Genomic DNA, 18,680 nt, shown 5'->3' on the forward strand with positions numbered 1-18,680 from the left:
TCAAAATAACTAATACGTATATAACGTCTTTTTATATGTTACCTCAGTTGGATAAAACGATACACCACATACAGCAAAACCTTACTTGCCGTCGTCCTGTTGCAGACTGTCCTGCTCGCTGAGGCGCGCCTGCCTGCTGGCCATGCGTGCGGGCTTGTCGGGATCGGGAACGGCCGTGGGCATGGGCTCGTCGACATGACCACCCCACCAGCCGCCCACAAAGCTGAGCGTGTGGAACACGTTGATCACGGCACCGGGATCAATGTCGCACACCAGCTTGATAATGTCCTGGCTCTCGTAGGTCGAGACAACGGCGTGCAGCAGGTACATCTTTTCGCGGCTATATCCGCCGATGACCTCGGCGCAACTAATGCCGTGCTGAAAATGGTCAACATAGGCGGTCATGACCTCGTCTGCCTTGCGCGTCGTGATCTGCAGCGTCACGCGGTCGTAGCGACGATAGAAACTGTCGATGGTCTTGGTCGAAATAAACTGGAACACGATGGAATACGCCGCTTTGTCCCAGCCAAACATGAAACCGAAGATCGCCAGGATAAAGCAGTTGAAACCAAAGATGACGCCCCAGATGGTCTTGCCCGTGTGGTTGGAAACCCACAGCGCGATAAAGTCGGTGCCGCCGGTGGATGCGCCAGACTTTAGCGCAATGGCAGCGCCCAGACCCGAGACCACGCCGCCAAAAATGATGAGCATGATCTTGTCGCCCAAAAACGGCGCGAAGTGAAAGACGTTGAGGAACAGCGACGAGAGCACGACCTGCATCATCGAGAAGATGACGAAGCGCTTGCTAATGCCGCTCCAGCATAGGAGCGCCACGGGAATGTTGAGCGCAAGCATACCGAGCGAGATGTCGATGTGAACGCCACCGAGCGAGGTAACGCGATCGAGCAGGACCGCGACGCCGGTAAGGCCGCTCGGAAGCAAGTCGGCGGGCCGAATGAACGCCTGGATCAGAAATGTCTGGAGAACGGCAGAAATGGTGACCGCCACAGCGGTAATAGCGCGGCGGACGATGGTAAGGCGGCCGAGCACGAGCACGCGGTCCGTGAGCTGATCGATGGCGTTCGCCACGTAGGCTCCCTTCGAAGGCAGATGTAGTTGTGGGGCATGTCGGCGATTGTAGCATGGAGCGACAGAGGGCGCCTCAATTCACCCTCTCTCGACAACCAAAACGGGACCGGTGACCCCACAACCAAAGGCCCAAATTCTAAGTGAGTAGACTTTTCGCGACCTCCCGAGCACAGCCAATAACAGCCACCTCTGTGACCTGCGGTTTTACTAAGTCAGAAACGCTTTGTGCTCGGCCTGCGCCAAAAAGTCTACTCACTTAGCCCGAATCGAAGCCAAACGGATCTAAATTGATGCCAAATTAAGCCAATCTGCAGCAAATGACGCGTGAACCAGTGCTTCTCGCGGTGGATTGACACTACAGAGCGGCCAAAATGTCGCTCAGGTTGTCGATGACGACGTCGGCGGCGGACTGGTCCAGGTTGACGCCCTCATGCGGACGCAGTGCCAGGACGCGGGCGCCGGAGCGCTTGCCGGCCTCGATACCCAAAGGCGAGTCCTCGATAACCAGGCACTCGGCGGGGTCAACTCCCAGCGCCTTCATGGCACGCAGGTAGATCTCGGGGTCGGGCTTAAACGCACTGCACTCGTGCCCGCTGATGGTGTAGTCCAGCACGTCGGCGATACCGGCAATCTCCACCAGCTCGTCAATGAGCTCGCGATAGGATGAGCTTGCGATGGCGCACTTCACGCCGCGCTCGTGCAGCTCACGCATCACCGGCTCCGTCTGCTCGTTGAGCAGCTCGGCATACGGAACGGGGTGGTCCGGGCTGTAGACCTGCTTGTACTCCACGCGCAGGCGCTCGCGCAGCTCAATATCGTCAGGCACCAGCGCCTCCCAAATGGCAGGCTCGTTAGACCCCGAAAGATCGGGGATCTCGTCAAAGTGGAAGCCCTTCTCTTCCATAAATGCCACGCGGCGACGGTTGTAGAACCACTCGGTATCGACCAGCACGCCGTCCATGTCAAACAGCACTGCCTTGATCATACGCATCTCCTCCCACCTGCCAAAAAGGGACAGGTTCATTTTGGTAGGTATTATCTGGGGTTTTGCGGCGCGACGAACACGCCCCCCCCCAAAGGAAAAAAGGAGACGGGGCGCAAACCCCATCCCCTCTCAATCAACCCGTAAGGTCTACTTACTTGTGATTAGTAGGAAAGCTTCCACATGTAGCGACGCATGGTCAGCGGGTGCTGACGGGCCTCGGCGATCTGGTTGCCGTACTCGCGCATAACGGCGAGGTGCAGCAGCGGGTTGAAGTAGGTGATGACGCTCGCGGGCACGGCGTCAGCCAGGCCGTAGTCCTTGGAGTCGATCAGAGCGACCTTGGCGCCCATGCGCTCAAGGAAGGTGAGGGCGCGGGCGTCCATCGGACGGGTAGCACCATCGGACATGAAGAAGACGTAGGGCTTACCCTCGGTGGAAACCTCGAACGGGCCGTGGAAGTACTCGCCGGTGTTGTAGGCGGCGGCGTCGATCCACTGCATCTCGGTGAACAGGAAGGCGGCGTGAGAATAAGCCATCTTCTCGGAGGCACCGGAAGCCATGAAGTAGATCATCTTGTCGTCCTTGAAGTCCTCGGCGAACTTCTTGGCGAGCTTCTTGCAGTGCTGAGCGGCGTTCTCGCAGAGATCGAAAACGTTGGTGAGGCCGGTGATCATGTCCTCGTAGTGGTCATAGCCCTCGGTCTGCTGAAGGATCTCGAGAGCAAGAGCGATGGCATAGCCGGGCTTCTCGCACTTGGCAGCGTAGTTGGCGTGGAAGCCGTGGACGATGACGTGGTCGGCGTCGACAGTCAGAGCGGAGCCAGCCTTGTTGGTGAGGGAGACGACCGGGCAGTTGTGCTTCTTGGCGGTCTTGTTGGCCTCGACGGTCTCGGGCGTGGAGCCACCGAGGGAGCAGGTGATCACGAAGGTGTGCTCGTTGACCCAGGAAGGCGTGTCGTAGTTGAACTCGTTAGCGGTGAAGATCTGAACGTTCAGCTTGTCCGTGTTGTTGGCCAGGAAGTACTTGGCGGGGTAAAGGTCGGACATGGAAGCGCCGCAGCCGACGAAGGCAACGCTGTGAATCTCGTGGTTGGACAGGACGTCAGCGACGATCTGCTTAGGGAGGTTAAGGTCGATCTCGTACATCTGACACATTCCTTTCGATTTTTGCGACGCCACATTGCCGGACGCACGCAGGGTTACCGTGATTTGGACCGAGTCGCCGGCCCGTTGAGGATGTGTCAAAGGGACTGTCCCTTTGACACATTTAGGGATGGAAGCCTGTCTGGGGTATGGGATGCCAGGCAGGCTCCCGGGGGAAAGCGGTTAGGCGCTTAGTCGCGACTAGGCCAGGATGCCGGCCGCGGAGAGGGCGATGCCGCCCACGATGGCGATCACGAGAAGCCAACCGGTGTTGACGTTCTTCTTGATGAGCCAGTACATAAGGCCGGTGAGGCCAAGGGAGATCATCTGAGGCATCATGCCGTCCAGGATGTCCTGGATCACGACGGTGCCGTCAGCGAACTGCAGCGGGGTGGTGGCGCCGATCAGCGTAGCGATCATGCCGCCCACGGACATAAGACCCACGATGCCGCAGACATACATGAGCTTCTCCATGAGGTCGCCGCCCTGAAGCTTGCTCAGGTACTCGTGGCCGCCCTGATAGCCCATCTTGGCTGCGAACCAAGTGATCAGCACAGAGGGGACGATGGAGATGAGCATGGCCAGGATCGGGCCCATGATGGAGCCCTGCTGAGCCAGCTGAACGCCCAGGCCAAAGGCGATAACGCGGATGGTGCCCTGGAAGAAGGAGTCACCGATGCCGGAAAGCGGACCCATGAGGGATGTCTTGACCGCGTTGATCGAATCGGGATCGAAGTTCTCGGGATCCTTGGCGTACTCCTCCTCCATGGAGGCGGCGAGGCCCAGGACAAAAGCGCTCGTCTGCGGGGTGCAGTTGTAGAACGCCATGTGACGGTGGTAAGCCTCTTTCTTAGCAGCGAGCTGCTTGGGGTCGGACTCATCCGGATAGAGGCGATCGAGCGTGGGAACCATGCCGTAGAGGAAGCCCATGTTCATCTGACGCTCGTAGTTCCAAGAGGCCTGGATGGCCCAGGAGCGCCAGAAGAACTGGCTGACCTTCTTGTTCAGGGACACGTCCTTGGTTGCGGTTGCCATAGTGTGTTCCTCCTTAGTCTTCGTCGTCTTCGAGCGGATCGTAGTCGGAATCGACACCGGCGGCTGCATGGGAACCGTTGAACTTGAAGCCCATGAAGACGACAGCCAGGCACACACCGATCAGAGCGACCGCGATGACGGACAGGTTGAGGTAAGCGGCGAGCAGGAAACCGATGAACAGGAACGGAGTCATACCCTTCTTGATCATCATGGTGAGCAGCAGGGCCAAGCCGTAGGCGGTCATGATCTTGGTCGAAACGTTAAGACCAGTGGACAGCCACTCGGGAACCATGTTGACGATGGCCTGAACCAAGTCGGTGCCAACAAAGACGGCGAGGAAGATCGGCAGGAAGTACATGACGGCGTACAGACCGGAGCCGGCGCAGATGTGCATACGGTAAGCGGTCTTGAACTTTCCGTTATCGATCGCGCTATCTGCCACATGGGTGAGGGCGGCGATGATGGAACGGAACACGATGCCGAGGAGCTGACCCAGGACGGCGACCGGGATGGCAATCGTCATGGCGGTCTCGGCGGAAGCATCGGTCAGGCACGCAAAGGCAGCGGCCACGATGCCGCCCAGGACCATATCGGGCGGAACGGCGGCGCCGACCTGCACCAGGCCCATGGACACGAGCTCGACGGCGGCACCGACGGCAAGGCCGGTGGGTACATCGCCCAGCAGCAGACCGACGAGCGTAGCGCCAACGAGGGGCTGCTCGAAGTTAAGACGACCGAGCAGGCGGGAGTCCCACATGCAGAACACGCCGACGAGGCCGACGAGCACCGCACTGATGAACGTATTCATACCCTTCTCCTTTCAGTCAGGCAAAAGCCTGGTTGATTACAGCTTGGCGTCGATGTCGACGCTCTGATACGTAGGGGTCTGCTGGACGTAGAGCTTGATGCCCATGTCGAGCAGCTGGTTGACGTCGGCCTTCTGGGTGGCGTCGAGGAAGACGGAGCTGTCCTTGCCGCCAATCTGATCGGCACCGTCGTGGTTGGCGGTGGCGCCCAGGTTGATGGCGTCGAGCTTGTAGCCCTGGCAGAACTGCAGCATCTCGGCCGTGTTGCCAAAGACGAACATGACGCGCTCGCCGAGGGTGTTGAGCTTGTCCATCTTGGCGAGGGCACGCTCGACGGTGAAGACGTTCAGGCGCACGCCCTGGGGCTTGGCCAGCTTAAGGGCGCCCTTCTTGATGTCATCGTTGGCGGCAGCGTTGTCGACGACGATGATGCGCTCAGCCTGGACCTTAGTGGTCCAGGTAAAGACGACCTGGCCGTGCAGCAGACGGTAGTCAAGACGCGCGAGGACGATCTTGGCGGGACCGGAGCTGTGACGGGACGCCTTGGCCTTCTTGGCGGGAGCCGCGGCCACCTCGACCGGTGCGTTGGGGTTGGTCAGACCGGTGCGGGCCTCGTTGATGAGGGCCGCGAGCTCGGCACCCTTGACGGGGACGGGGCTCATAGCGAGCGTGAGCGCCAGCGGGATATTGAAACCGCTGACAACCGTGAACTTCGTGCCGTTCTTGGAAAGCTCGACCATGTTGTTGTTGACCGAGCTACCGAGCATATCGGTTAGCACATACACGGTGTCGTCCGCGTTGAACGTGGCGATCATAGCCTCAACCTTATTGGTGATGGGCTCCTTGTCGTCACGAGCAAGCGACACGACGTGGACGTTCGACACGTCGCCGAGAACCATCTCGAGCGTGTCTTTGGCGCCTGCGGCCAGGCCGCCATGAGATGCGAGAATGATCTGATTCATCTTGCCTCCTCCTTTTCGTTATGGTCATTATAACGTCTTATACGTTGCTTATATTGATAATTAGTATATAAACCGTTCGCGGGTGAAAAACGACCGTTGGCGGGTTTAACGCACTTGAAACGTTGGGGCTGGGGAGGCCGGCACTGGCGGGATAACCCCAAGTCGGACCCTGCGCGCAATCCCCTATCGCACGAAGTACCAGGGGCTTTCCTGCACGGTGGGTTCCAGCGCGATGCCGGTGCGCTCCTTAAACAGATCCATGTCCTGCGTTTTCTCCGTCCACCACGCGTTGGGCTTAAAGGTCATGCTCTCAGCGACATGACCGACAAATACACTGTTGCGCAGCTTGGAGAAGTCGGTGTTCATAATCAGGATGGACATGAGCACCAGCACAATACCCAGGACCTTGATCGCGCCGGCGGACTCGGCATAGACACCAATGCCCACCAGTACGGTGACGACCGTCTCGAAAGACATTACGACGGGAACTTTCGATGTCTCGAGCCCCATGGACAGACCCTGCATATATAAGATGTAAGCCACGGCTGTGGGGATGAGTCCAAAGCCAAGGAACAGCAGCAGCAGCTGTGGCGACATTGCCGCGGCGACATCCGGCCACGGAGCCGCGATAGCCGCCATAACCGCACCGCCAAAAACAAGGCCCCAAAACGTGACAGCCAGCGGGTGGACCGTCTTGGTTGCTATCCGGCTAAACACCGCGAGCGACGCCCCACAAAAGCCTGCAATCACGCCCGACGTGACGCCCCAAACCGAAAAATGGAAACCGGAAAGGTCGCCATTAGTTACTGCAAGTACACAGCCCCCTATGTTAAAAGCGATGGCAACGAGCTTGTTGGGGGTCACATCCTCGCGATAAAGCACGCGGCCGAGCACGACGCCAAACACCGGCGAGGTATAGAGCAGCACCGAGGCCGTGGACATGCCCACCTCGCCCATACACTCGTAATAGCAAGTGTTGGCGGCGGCCAAACCGACGATACCGACAAGCGCGCAGGGAACAAGCTCTTTAGGGCTTGCCTTGAACAGGGCCAGCGGACCCTGAGCCACGGTAGACCCCTCACCCGGACGGCAGCCCATAAACATCAGGACCGGCGCCAAGATAAGCGCTCCGACCAACAAGCGAAAGGCAGCCATACTCTGGGACGTAACGCCCATGGCCGAGATGCCGTTTACAAAGATTCCGATGCTGCCCCACATAAGCGCGGCGATCAGCACCAGCACATAGCCCAGATTGCTTTTCTTCAACGCAGCCTCCTCGGTATTGTTTCCAATATGTTTCACACTACGTTATAGTCGTTATATACATTTTTCAAGGCACAAATCGGCAAACGGGAAATCTCTAGACAAAGGGAGTGTCCCGCCAGCCACGGTATCGTCGATGTTTTGGCAATGTCAGCGAAAACCCGCCAGAGCGAGCAAGGTGCCTTGAAACGAGGCGGCATTGACCTTCTGGTCATGCCGCCGAAGCTGAAAGGCAGATTGCCGCTCTGGCGGGTTTGCAGCGTCGAGCGGTTACGGCGTTTGGTAAAACGCCGTAACTAATACTCAAGCTTCCACATGTAACGGCGCGTCATGTAGTCCTTGTGGGTGACGGCGGAGAGCGCACGCATGTAGACGTTGTTGAGGATCGGGGCAAAGATCAGGTGGTTGAAGTACTCGCTCACGCTGTCCTTGATGTCGTTGAGGCCGAGCTCCTTAGCGTCGAGCTGGTAGACGCGCTCGCCACCGTACTGGTTGACAAAGCGAATGCCGCGCTCGTCGTTGCAGCGGCTGCGGCCGACGCTGATGAGCTGGAACAGCGAGGTACGCTTGTCCAGGATCTCGAAGGGACCGTGGAAGAAGTCGCAGGTGTTGATGGTGCAAGAGTCGATCTGCAGCATCTCCTGCACGTTGCAGATGCTAAAGACGTAGGCGGCACCAAAGAGCGGGCCCTGAGCCATAACGTTGATGCAGGGCTTGTCGGCGTTCTGCTCGGCCCACTTGGCAGCGAGCGGATGGGTGTACTCGACAGCCTTGCGATAGATGGGGTCGACCAAGTCGAAGGCGGCCATAGCGGTCTCGTACTCGGCATAGCCCTCGGTCTGCTGCGTAAGCTCCATAGCAATCATGGTCACGACGGCGGAGTTGGTGCGGCCCATGCAGGACTCGTCGATGGCCAGGCTGTCGTACTGGATCTTGTAGTCGCAGACCTCGGTGAGGCCGGACTCGTCAACATAGATGGCGATGGTGCTGGCGCCGTGGTCCTTGGCGACCTGGGCGGCGACGATGGTCTCCTTGGTGCCGCGCATGGACACGACGACGGCCAGGGCGTTCTCGTTGACGTAGGCCGGGGTGGCGTGCACGAACTCGTTGCTGGTGTAGCTGGAGCTCACGACCTGCGTGGCCTCGTGCTCCATAAAGTACTGGGCAGGATAGTTGCCGCCGTTGGATCCGCCGGCGCCGATCCACACGACGCGCTTGATGCCGCCCTTGTCTGCCTTGTCAGCCAAAACCTGGGAGACGACGTCCTTAACCTGTTCCTGAGTAGTCATCGTGCATCAGCCTTTCTTCTCGTTTGATGCTCTCGATGGCATACAAGTTACATACACGTTTTGGTTATGTCGACTAGTTGTATGCTATATTTGTCTTAGAAATATTGCTGGTAAAGTTTTCGGCAATCCATTACCAGCGATTTTGTTGTCATGTTGGATACATGCTTGGTTCAGTAAGCATACAAGTTAGATACAGGTTGTTCGCATGAGCACTTCGTCAAAAAAGAACTTGGCCCAATACGAGCGTCTGGCGGGTACGCTGCGTGACCGCATCGCCGCCGGCACCTACGCACGCGGAGACAAGCTGCCCTCCGAGATGGAGCTCATGGACGAATCGGGGCTGTCGCGCAGTACCGTGCGCCACGCGCTTAAGGTGTTAGTTGACGAGGGCCTGGTGCGCACCGAGCGCGGACGTGGCACCTTTGTGGCCGACACGCCCGCGCTCCACGAGAACAACCTGGTGTTTTCGAGCTATACGGCACAGGTCCAGGGTCAGGGCATGAAGCCCACCACGCGCACCGTGGACTCGGGCTTTGCCAAGGCGGCCGGCAGCATAGCCAAGTTCTTTGACGCCGCCGCGGGCAGCAAGCTCGTCAAACTTGTCCGCCTGCGCTACCTGGACGATGCGCCGCTGTGTCTGGAGACCACCTATTTGCCGCCAAGCTTTGGGTCGCTCATCGATCGCGATATCAACGGTTCGCTCTACGCCACGCTGCGCCAGGAATTCCATCGCGCGCCGGCACAGGGGCACAAGACCTTTGAGGTGTGCTATGCCTCGCAAAACGAGGCATTTTTGCTCAACGTTGAGCGCGGGCAGGCGCTGATCCTGATCACCGACTACGTCTACGACACCGACGGCCGCCCGCTCCATGTCTCCAAGCGCATCCAACGCACCGACCGCGCCAAATACACCGAACCCATCGGCTAACCTGCCAAAATAAACCTGTCCCTAAATGGTAGGTTTGGGGAGGTCGGGGAACCAGGTTGGTTTGGGTTGGTTGGGGACGCGCTCGGCTAGAAGCAGCTCCATCCAACACATGTCGTACCAGCGGCCGAACTTTTGGGCACAGCGGTCGAAAGCACCCACCAAGCGATATCCCATATGGGCATGGAAGTCCTGGCTGTTGTGCGTTAGATACTCGTCGTCCTTGTCGTGCGGCACGGCGATGAGCGCGCACATGTTGGTGATGCCCATCGCGATCAGGCACTGCTTGAGCGCATCGTGCAGCTTGCGGCCCAGCCCGCCGTGGCGCACGTCGCGTGCCAGGTAAATCGACGTCTCGACCGACCAGTCGTATGCCTCGCGGCTGTTGAGCGGACTCGCATAGGCATAGCCTACCGGACGCCCGTCCAGCTCCATCACCAGATACGGATAGCGCTTGAGCGTACGCTCGATGCGCCCGGCGAACTCCTCAACGCTCGGCACCTCGTATTCGCAGGTAATCGCCGTCTGGCGCACATACGGCTCATAGATGGCAAGCAACGCCGGCGCGTCTTCGGGCGTCGCCAGGCGAATCGCCGGCTCGGACATCTCGGTCATACAACCCTTCTCTCTCAAAAACAAAGGCCGCCTTGCGCCAAACCCAGCGCAAGGCGGCCCCTCGTCATTACATCAGGCTACAGGACAGCCGCCAGCGCGTCGATGTCCTCCTGCGTCGTGGCCCAGCTGGTGCAAAAACGCACCACAGTGTGGGTCTCGTCGTACTTTTCCCAGTACTCAATCGAAGCATGCTCGCGAATGCGAGCCATGTCCTCGTTGGGCAAAATGACAAACTGCTGGTTGGTGGGCGTCTCCAAGAAGAACTGGTAGCCGCGCTCGTGCAGCACGCGACGAAGCGCCTGCGCCGTCTCAATCGCCTGGCGGCCAATCTCAAAATACAGGCCGTCGGTAAAGAGTGCCTCAAACTGCACGCCCGTCAGGCGGCCCTTGGCCAGCAGCGCGCCGTGCTGCTTAATGCGCGGAATGGGATGCGCCGGAGCGTGCATGCCGCAGAACACCACAGCCTCGCCGCAAAGCGCGCCGCACTTGGTGCCGCCGATGTAGAACACGTCGCACAGCTGCGCCAGCTCGGGCAGGGTAATGTCGCACTCATCGGCCGCCAGTGCATAGGCCAGACGAGCACCGTCCACAAACAGCGGAATCTCGCGCTTCTGGCACACCGCGTGAATCGCCGCGAGCTCGGCCTTGGAGTACAGCGTGCCGTACTCGGTCGATAGACTCACGTACACGGCGCCCGGGAACACCGTGTGCTCGTAGCTCTCGTTTTCGTAGAACACCTGGATATAGTTCTCGAGATCCTCGGCGTGCATCTTGCCCTCGTAGCCGGGGATGGTGAGCACCTTGTGGCCGCCAAACTCGATAGCGCCCGCCTCGTGGCAAGCGACATGGCCGGTCTCGGCGGCAACGACGCCCTCGTAGGGCGCGAGCAGCATGTCAATCACCGTCGCGTTGGCCTGCGTGCCGCCCACCAGCAAGAACACGTCGGCATCGGGAGCCTGACAGGCCTCGCGAATCAGCCGCTTGGCACGCTCGGTGTGCGCATCGGTACCGTAGCCGGGCTGCGGCTCCATGTTGGTATCGACGAGCGCCTGCAGCACTGCCGGATGAGCACCGTGGGAATAGTCGTTGTTGAACGCGAGCATGGCAATCCTCTCTAGCCGGGCATGGGCCCGATGATTTAAACGCCGCTATTGTACGCCGCCCGGATAGGCAATGCGCGCGGCAAGGCACTCAAGTGCCAGCACCAGGGCAAAGCCGCAGCTCACGTCAGTCAAAAAGTGCGCACCGATCACAATGCGGCCAAAGGCGACGAGCGCCGCAACCGCAGCCGCCGTCCAAAAGACCACGCGACGGCGCGACGGCTTTTCCTTAAAAGACGCCGCAGGAAGCCCGGCAAGCATAAGACCGATCGCCGCGTGCGCCGTGTGTCCGCTCGCAAACGACTTAAAGCTGTCCTTGATTACGCCGGCCGCAATATAGCTCCACTTGTCGGGGTTGCCAATCACCCACCACGGCTGAAAATTGAGCCCCGGCGTGACCTCGATCACGCGCATGCGCGGGCGCGACCACAGCGGCTTGACAACCACGTTGAGGATGATGGCCTGAGCGACCCACACGGCCAGCACCATCAACGCCCAGCGTGTGAGCTCGTCGGGGTCGGTCGCGCGCGTGAGGCGATAGACGATAAGGTTGGCGACGATGACCAGCACAAACGTCAGCACCAACTGAGCCGCGATGAGTTTGCCGCCAACCCTCAGGGACGAAACGATCTCGTAGCCGGTCAGGCCCACGTTGACCAGAACGCCCAGCGCGGCAAGCCACTTGCTCGTCTTGGAATCGGGGCGTGCCGAACGCACGAGCATAACGCCCGCGACGCTCGCCGTCAGCTCAAACGGCAGCTCGCCAGCGGCCTCGATAAAGCGACCGTACATGCTGCCGATATTGAACAGCGCGCTCGAGATCTGATAATCAAAGAAGCTGCCCACGCCCAGACAAAGGCACAGGACAACCGCAATGGCAGCGGCGTCTTTCTTATAAATGTACCCGAACATGCTTTCCTTTCCATCGGGCAAAGGTCGACCCGCAACGTGGTGGGACAAAGTTATCAGTAGTTTTGTCCCAGGGTCGCTTGCGTTGACAGGCTCGATGCGACTATCGCACCTGGGACAAAAACTACTGATAACTTTGTCCCACCGACTTACTTGTTAGTCATCGTCAGTAGCGCCCAGCTGCTGCAGCAGCATGAGTGTGGCCGCCACGGGGCCGGTGCCGTCGTTGGCGTCGAGACCTCGGCCCAGGCCGCTGCCCGCACCGGCACCCGCCTTGTAGGGCACCGACAGCTTGCGGCTCTTGGGGAAGTTCACCGCACCGTAGCGGGTCTTGAGCTCAAAGGCCACCTTCTTGGGCACGTCGACGCCCAAAAACGTGATGCGCCCGCCGCTGAGCGTGACGCTCTCGAGCCCCAGGCGCTCGCCGCGAATGCGGATGCGCGCGCGATTGAACAGGTTGAGTCCCGCCAACGGCAGCTCGCCATGCGCGGCCTCGGTCTCTTCCTGCACCTCATCGATGCTCTCCAGGTCCTCGGCCGCCGCGAGCTTACGGTACACGAGCACGCGCTGGTCCACCGCCGGCAGGTACTCCTCGGACAAGAAGTAATCGGCCGGCAGGTTAATGCCCACGCTCGCCGCCTCAACGCCGGCATCGTCATCGCCGCGCGCCTCGGCCACGGCCTGTCCCAGCATCTGCGTAAACAGGTCAAAGCCCACACTCGACAGGTTACCGTGCTGTTCGGCGCCCATAAGCGAGCCGGCGCCGCGAATCTCCAGGTCGCGCATGGCAATGCGCATGCCACTGCCCAGGTCTTGGAACTCGGACAGTGCGGTCAGGCGCGCCGTCGCCTCCTCGGTGAGCGGCAGCTCGCCCGGGAACATAAAGTACGCGTAGGCCTGCGTGGCAGAGCGGCCCACACGGCCCTTGAGCTGATAGAGCTGCGCCAGGCCCAGACGCTGCGAATCCTCGATGATCAGCGTGTTGGCGGTCGCGTTGTCGATGCCGCTCTCCACGATGGTCGTGGCGATGAGCACATCGATCTTCTTGGTCGCGAACTCGATCATCACGTCCTCGACCTCGCGCGGGCTCATCTTGCCGTGCGCCACGCCCACGCGCGCCTCGGGCGCGGCCTCGTGCACGCGCGCCACGGCGTCGTCGATGGTCTTGACGCGGTTGGATACGTAGTACACCTGGCCGCCGCGGCCCACCTCCAGGCGAATCGCCGCGCTCACCACATCGGGGTCGTACTCCCCCACATGCACGATCACGGGGCGACGCCCGGTCGGCGGCGTGGTGATCAGGCTCATGTCGCGCACGCCGCTCGTGGCCATCTGCATGGTTCGCGGAATAGGCGTGGCCGAAAGCGTAAGCACGTCAATCTGCTCGCGCAGGTTCTTGAGCTGCTCCTTGTGCTGCACGCCAAAGCGCTGCTCCTCGTCGATGATCACCAGGCCTAGGTTCTTAGGGTTCACATCGGCCGAAAGCAGACGATGCGTGCCGATGAGCACATCGATCGTGCCCTCGGCAAACGCCTTGAGCGCGCGCTTTTGCTGCGCCGGCGTGCGGAAGCGGCTGAGCACCTCGACCTCAAGGCCAAACGGGGCAAAGCGTTCAAAGAACGTCTCATAGTGCTGTTGGGCAAGAATAGTCGTGGGGCAGAGCACCATGACCTGGCGGCCGGAGTCCACGCACTTAAACGCTGCGCGCAGGGCGACCTCGGTCTTGCCAAAGCCCACGTCGCCGCACAGCAGGCGATCCATGGGCTTGGGCGCCTCCATATCGGCCTTAATGTCGGCGATGGCCTCCAACTGGTCGCGCGTCTCGTCGTAAGGAAAGCTCTCCTCCATCTCGATCTGCTCGGGCGTGTCGGGCGGGCAGGCGATACCGGTAATCGACGAGCGGCGCGTATACAAATCGACCAGGTCAAACGCCAGCTTTTTAGCGTTCTTGCGCGCCTTATTGGTGGCACGCGTCCAGTCGGCAGTGTTGAGCCTGGTCAGGCGCGGCTTGTCGCCGTCGGGGCCAACATAGCGCGTGATGCGGTCGACCTGCTCGAGCGGCACGTAGAGCTTGTCGCCGTCGGCATATTCCAGCAAAAAGTAATCGCGCTCCTTGCCGCCCACTTCTTGGCGCGCGATCTCGCTAAAGAGCGCGATGCCGTGAGTGGCGTGCACCACGTAGTCGCCCGGCTTAAACGGGAACGTGATCTGCGTAATGTCCACCTTGCGGCGGCTGCGCGCGCGGTTGGCGTCCATGCGGGCGTTGAGGTCGGCGATCGAGAACACGGCCAGGTTGGCATCGGGCACTACCACGCCCTGCGGCAGGGCGGCATCGACAAAGGTCACGCGTCCGCGTGAGATGGTGGGCACGGCGGCACCGGCGGCAGCCTGGACCGCGCCCGCCTCGAGCGAGCGGGCGTTGAGTGCGTCGGCGCGGCGCTCGCGGATTGCAGCATGGGCATCCTGGCGGGCAGCACGGTCGGCAGAATCCGCCGCTGCCACGCGCACGCGGTCGCCGATAGCGCCGGCATTTTCGGGCGCTGCCGTCAGCGACTCCTCAAAGGTAATGCCCTCGTCACCAAAAGTGAGCTCCATCGACTCGCGCGCACCGCGATCGGGAATGGCAAACACGCAGGCGTAGCGCTTGCCCACGACTTCCTGAATGCGCGTCATAAAACGGTTGTCCGAGCCTGCGATAGCAGGCTGCTCAATCTTGAGCTCGGCCGTAACCGCGCCGCCGGCACGGATGAGGCTTACGTAGTTCAAGCGCTGCTGGGCACCAAAGTCGAGCTGCTGGGCGCGCACATACAGACCGTCCAGTCGGTCAATCCCCGCCTCGCCGGCACGCGCCTCGATATCCTCGTAGGCGCGCAGGCAGTCGTCGAACAGCGAGCGCGGCTCGGACAGGACCACGAGCGCCTTGCCGCTCACGTGTGCCAGCGGGCTCACGGTCTGGCCGTACATCACCGGCAAAAAGCGGTCGAGCTCGGGCGTGACGATGCGTGCATCCACCATCTCGAGCAGTGCCGCCAGCTTGCTATCGTCCTGGCTGGCGCGGTAGAGCGCCACGTGCATGTTGTGGACGGCTTCATCGGTAAGTGCCAACTCGCGGCACGGGAAGATCTCGATGCTGTCCTCATTGCCGATGGTTTGGCCCGTAGAGCTCACCATACGGCGGATGCGGTCGATCTCGTCGCCAAAAAACTCGATGCGCACGGGCGCCTTCTCCTGCGCGGGAAACACCTCGACGGTGTCGCCGTGCACGCGGAACAGGCCGGGCGCGTCGGCGGCGCCGGCATTGGTGTAGCCCATGCCCACCAGGCGCTGCGGCACCTCGTCAAAAGGAATCTCCTCGCCCACCGTAAAGGTCGTGGACTCCCAATAGCGACTCTCGACCGGCGGCACGCAGCGCAGCAGCGCACGGGCCGAAGCAACCATGATGCAGTTGTCCCCGCGCACGATGCGCCCCAGAGCCTCGCAGCGCTGCGCCACCACAGCGTCGTCGGGCGCCTGCTCGCGCCACGGATAGTCCTTGCGCTCGGGAAAACGGCACACATGCGCCAGGCCCACGTAGGCGGCAAGGCTGCGTGCAGCGCGATCGGCCGCGTCCTCGCCGCTCACAATGTAGACCGTCGGGCGCGGACGGCGCGCAAACTGGGCGGCCGCCATAAGCGTGCGGCCCGACTGCGACACGGCCAGCGTCACGTCCTCGCCGGCATCGAGTCCGGTCTCAACGGTCTGCAAGGCCTCGGCAGTGTAGAGCTGCGCGGCTATACGATGAATGAGCATGCTGTTCCTCCGGCATTGCAACGCCAAAAGCCCGCCGGGGCAAGCTCGGCGGGTATGCGGCGGATTTCATTGCCTGTCATGGTAGCGCATGAGGTAGGCACGCCAGCGCACGCCAAACAGCTACCCCAAAACGCGCACGCTGGGGCACAAATCCGCCAGCGGACACTCGTCGCACTTGGGTTTGCGGGCGTCGCAGATCTCGCGACCAAAGGTGATCCACTGGTGGTTGACCGACTCCCAATACTCGTGCGGCAAAATCTTGAGCAGATCTTGCTCGGTCTTGAGCGGCTCTTTGGCATGCGTCTTAGGACTCAGCATCAGGCGGTGCGCGATGCGGTTGACGTGCGTATCGACCGCGATGCCCTCGACAATGCCAAACCCCACGTTGAGCACGATGTTCGCCGTTTTGCGGCCAACACCCGGCAGCTTAACGAGCTCCTTCATATCGGCAGGTACCTCGCCGCCGTAATCGGCAACGATCATCTGCGCGGCCTCCACGGCGTGCTTGGCCTTGCTCTTATAAAAGCCGAGTGACTTAATGGTATAGGCCACATCGGCCACGCTCGCCCCCGCCATAGCCTCGGGCGTGGGCCACTGGGCAAACAGCTTCGGCGTCACTTTGTTGACCTGCGCGTCGGTCGTCTGCGCCGAGAGTAGCACCGCGATGAGCAGCCTAAAGGGATTCTCGTGGTCCAAAAAGCACTCGACCGGGCCATAGCGACGGTTGAGGCGCTCGCACACCTCAACGGCGCGCTCGCGTTTGGCGGCATTGGTCTCGCGTGGCATAACGACTCCTCGGCTCGGCGGCGTAACAAACCTATGGGCACGATTGTCCCACGTATGGGGTCTTTACGCCTCCAAAAATGCGCCGGTCTGGCGACCCCACAGGCTCGCATACTCGCCGCCCGCCTCGACAAGCTGCGCATGCGTACCGTCTTCGACAATCTCGCCGTCCGCCAGCACCACGATGCGGTCGAGCGCCGCCACGGTGGACAGGCGATGTGCCACCACAATGGAGGTGCGACCGCGCATGAGGTTCTCGAGCGCCTCCTGCACCAGCGCCTCGGACTCGCTGTCCAAGGCAGACGTCGCCTCGTCGAGCACCAGAATCGGCGCGTCAGTCAGGATAGCGCGGGCGATGGCCACGCGTTGGCGTTGGCCGCCCGAAAGCTTAACGCCGCGCTCGCCCACCATGGTGTCAAAGCCACGGGGCAGGCGGTCGATAAACTCGGTCGCATTAGCCAAGCGAGCCGCCTCGCGGATCTGCTCGTCGGTGGCGTCGGGGCGTCCATAGGCGATATTCTCGCGAATGGAGCGGTGGAACAGCAGCGCCTCCTGCGGCACGTAGGCAACCTGACGGCGCAGACTCTGCTGCGTACAGCGCGAGACGTCCTGGCCGTCCACGAGCACGCGGCCGCCCTGTACGTCGTCCAGGCGCAGCAACAACTTGGTGAGCGTCGTCTTGCCCGAGCCCGATTTGCCTACCAGGCCCACGCGCTGGCCCGCTGCCACATGAAGCGTCAGGTCGTCGAACACGCTCTCGCCCGCTGCGGCGTCACGGTATGCAAAGCTCAGGTGCTCAAAATCAATCGCGCCCTCGCCCACCTTGAGCTCGGGGGCGTTCTCGTCGTCCGCTACCAGGCGCGGTTCGTCCAGTACACGCGTCATCTCGGCCGCATCGCCCAGCGCGCGGTTGATGCGCTGCATCATGGAGCTTACGTAGTTCAGACGCATGGTGAGGTTGTACGTATAGGTAAAGATCATGACGAGCGCGCCGGCCGAGATGCCAAACCACGCGTTGCCGCCCGCGACGAACACGCTCACCACGGCCATGGTGATGACGATAAGGCCCGAGGTCGTAAAGTTGCGCTGCATCATGGCGTGCATCGAAACCGTCTCGGCGTCACGCGCGGCGCGGTCGGCGGCATCGAACAGGTCGCGCTCAAAGTCCTCGCGCCCACAGGTCTTGACGGCCAGGATATTCGTGACCGCGTCGGACAGCACGCCCGCCAGCTTGTTCTGCGCGGCGGACGTCGCGGCCGAAAGCGGCATGATGCGCTTATACATAAGCCAGACAAACGCGATGTAGACGACCATAATGCCCACCAGGATCACGGTAAACGTCGGCACCACCGGAGCGAGCGCCGCCACCGTGCAGACAACCGAGGTGATGGTGGGAATGAGCGAATACACCGTCACGTCCACCAGGCCCGTGTAGCCGCTCATAAAACGGCTCGTCTGGCTCACAAGCGATCCGCCAAAGCGGCTGGTGTGGAATGTCATGGATTGATTGGAGAGTGTGTCAAAGCACAGGCGCGCCAGGTGATAGTTGCCCGCAATCTCGAGCTTGTAGACGGTGTAATCCTGCAGCTTGGAGAGAATCTGGCCTACCAGGTTAACGAGCACGAGCGCCAGAATGTAGGGACCAAAGACCTCAAACACCTGGTCGCCCGCCACGGGACCGACTTGGACGCGGTCGACGATAAGGGCCATCACGTAGGTGTTGGCAAACGTGAGCAAAAAGATGTAGCCGGCCGACGAGAACACCGAGAGAAAGACGATCAGCGGCTGTGTGCGCGTGACGTCCCAAAAACGCTGGAGCGTGCGGCGCACGGTGGAACGTTTGAGCGGACTGGTGCTTCTCTGAGACATGGACTTCCTTTCGCGTCTGATAGGGCGAAACGCCATTGTTGCACACTGAAGCGCACTTCAGGCAAGCACGATGCGAAAAGCGCCCGCGCCCCGCGTTTACGCCGGCGCCCCGTCATCAG

15 protein-coding genes are annotated in these 18,680 nt (G+C 61.0%); 1 reads left to right on the forward strand and 14 read right to left on the reverse strand.

Annotation, left to right across the window (positions count from 1 at the left end; translation table 11 throughout):
- Positions 1-81: 81 nt before the first annotated feature.
- From DW796_RS00480 to DW796_RS00515, 8 genes are all read right to left on the reverse strand, one after another.
- On the reverse strand, positions 82-1,089 hold the full coding sequence (locus DW796_RS00480; RefSeq protein ID WP_118093941.1) for a YitT family protein: 1,008 nt from the start codon (positions 1,087-1,089) through the stop codon (positions 82-84).
- 355 nt (positions 1,090-1,444) lie between these two features.
- Positions 1,445-2,074, reverse strand: coding sequence for an HAD family phosphatase (locus DW796_RS00485; protein ID WP_158567657.1), 630 nt, complete (start codon positions 2,072-2,074; stop codon positions 1,445-1,447).
- A 161-nt stretch (positions 2,075-2,235) separates the two neighbouring features.
- Positions 2,236-3,219, reverse strand: a complete 984-nt coding sequence (locus DW796_RS00490) for an SIS domain-containing protein (protein ID WP_229077274.1) — start codon at positions 3,217-3,219, stop codon at positions 2,236-2,238.
- Positions 3,220-3,417: 198 nt separating this feature from the next.
- Positions 3,418-4,251 carry a PTS system mannose/fructose/sorbose family transporter subunit IID gene (locus DW796_RS00495; protein ID WP_117855153.1) on the reverse strand — a complete coding sequence of 278 codons (834 nt, stop codon included), beginning with the start codon at positions 4,249-4,251 and terminating at the stop codon, positions 3,418-3,420.
- 13 nt (positions 4,252-4,264) lie between these two features.
- Positions 4,265-5,059 carry a PTS sugar transporter subunit IIC gene (locus DW796_RS00500; RefSeq protein WP_006235136.1) on the reverse strand — a complete coding sequence of 265 codons (795 nt, stop codon included), beginning with the start codon at positions 5,057-5,059 and terminating at the stop codon, positions 4,265-4,267.
- A gap of 36 nt (positions 5,060-5,095) precedes the next feature.
- Positions 5,096-6,019 (reverse strand): PTS mannose/fructose/sorbose transporter subunit IIAB, encoded by a 924-nt coding sequence (locus DW796_RS00505; protein ID WP_118093943.1) that lies wholly within the window; start codon positions 6,017-6,019, stop codon positions 5,096-5,098.
- A 183-nt stretch (positions 6,020-6,202) separates the two neighbouring features.
- A complete protein-coding gene (locus DW796_RS00510; RefSeq protein ID WP_118093944.1) occupies positions 6,203-7,285 on the reverse strand; it encodes a DMT family transporter in 1,083 nt (360 codons plus the stop codon).
- A gap of 293 nt (positions 7,286-7,578) precedes the next feature.
- A complete protein-coding gene (locus tag DW796_RS00515; RefSeq protein ID WP_118093945.1) occupies positions 7,579-8,571 on the reverse strand; it encodes an SIS domain-containing protein in 993 nt (330 codons plus the stop codon).
- Between the two features lie 205 nt (positions 8,572-8,776).
- Here DW796_RS00515 and DW796_RS00520 point away from each other — a divergent pair, with 205 nt between their 5' ends.
- Positions 8,777-9,499 (forward strand): GntR family transcriptional regulator, encoded by a 723-nt coding sequence (locus DW796_RS00520; RefSeq protein ID WP_117770296.1) that lies wholly within the window; start codon positions 8,777-8,779, stop codon positions 9,497-9,499.
- Between the two features lie 21 nt (positions 9,500-9,520).
- On the opposite strand, the gene DW796_RS00525 is transcribed toward DW796_RS00520, so the two are convergent.
- The 6 genes from DW796_RS00525 to DW796_RS00550 form a co-directional block, all read right to left on the reverse strand.
- Positions 9,521-10,111 carry a GNAT family N-acetyltransferase gene (locus DW796_RS00525; protein ID WP_118093946.1) on the reverse strand — a complete coding sequence of 197 codons (591 nt, stop codon included), beginning with the start codon at positions 10,109-10,111 and terminating at the stop codon, positions 9,521-9,523.
- Between the two features lie 77 nt (positions 10,112-10,188).
- The gene (locus DW796_RS00530; RefSeq protein WP_118093947.1) at positions 10,189-11,214 is read right to left on the reverse strand and encodes a low specificity L-threonine aldolase; all 1,026 of its coding nucleotides are present in this window, start codon (positions 11,212-11,214) and stop codon (positions 10,189-10,191) included.
- 45 nt (positions 11,215-11,259) lie between these two features.
- Positions 11,260-12,123, reverse strand: coding sequence for a phosphatase PAP2 family protein (locus tag DW796_RS00535; RefSeq protein ID WP_118093948.1), 864 nt, complete (start codon positions 12,121-12,123; stop codon positions 11,260-11,262).
- 153 nt (positions 12,124-12,276) lie between these two features.
- Positions 12,277-15,909, reverse strand: a complete 3,633-nt coding sequence (gene mfd, locus DW796_RS00540; protein WP_118093949.1) for a transcription-repair coupling factor — start codon at positions 15,907-15,909, stop codon at positions 12,277-12,279.
- A 120-nt stretch (positions 15,910-16,029) separates the two neighbouring features.
- Positions 16,030-16,695, reverse strand: a complete 666-nt coding sequence (gene nth / locus DW796_RS00545) for an endonuclease III (RefSeq protein WP_118093950.1) — start codon at positions 16,693-16,695, stop codon at positions 16,030-16,032.
- Between the two features lie 63 nt (positions 16,696-16,758).
- Positions 16,759-18,561 (reverse strand): ABC transporter ATP-binding protein, encoded by a 1,803-nt coding sequence (locus DW796_RS00550; RefSeq protein ID WP_118093951.1) that lies wholly within the window; start codon positions 18,559-18,561, stop codon positions 16,759-16,761.
- Between the last annotated feature and the right edge of the window lie 119 nt (positions 18,562-18,680).

Source organism: Collinsella sp. AM31-2AC (assembly GCF_003469285.1).
GTDB lineage: Bacteria > Actinomycetota > Coriobacteriia > Coriobacteriales > Coriobacteriaceae > Collinsella > Collinsella aerofaciens_AT.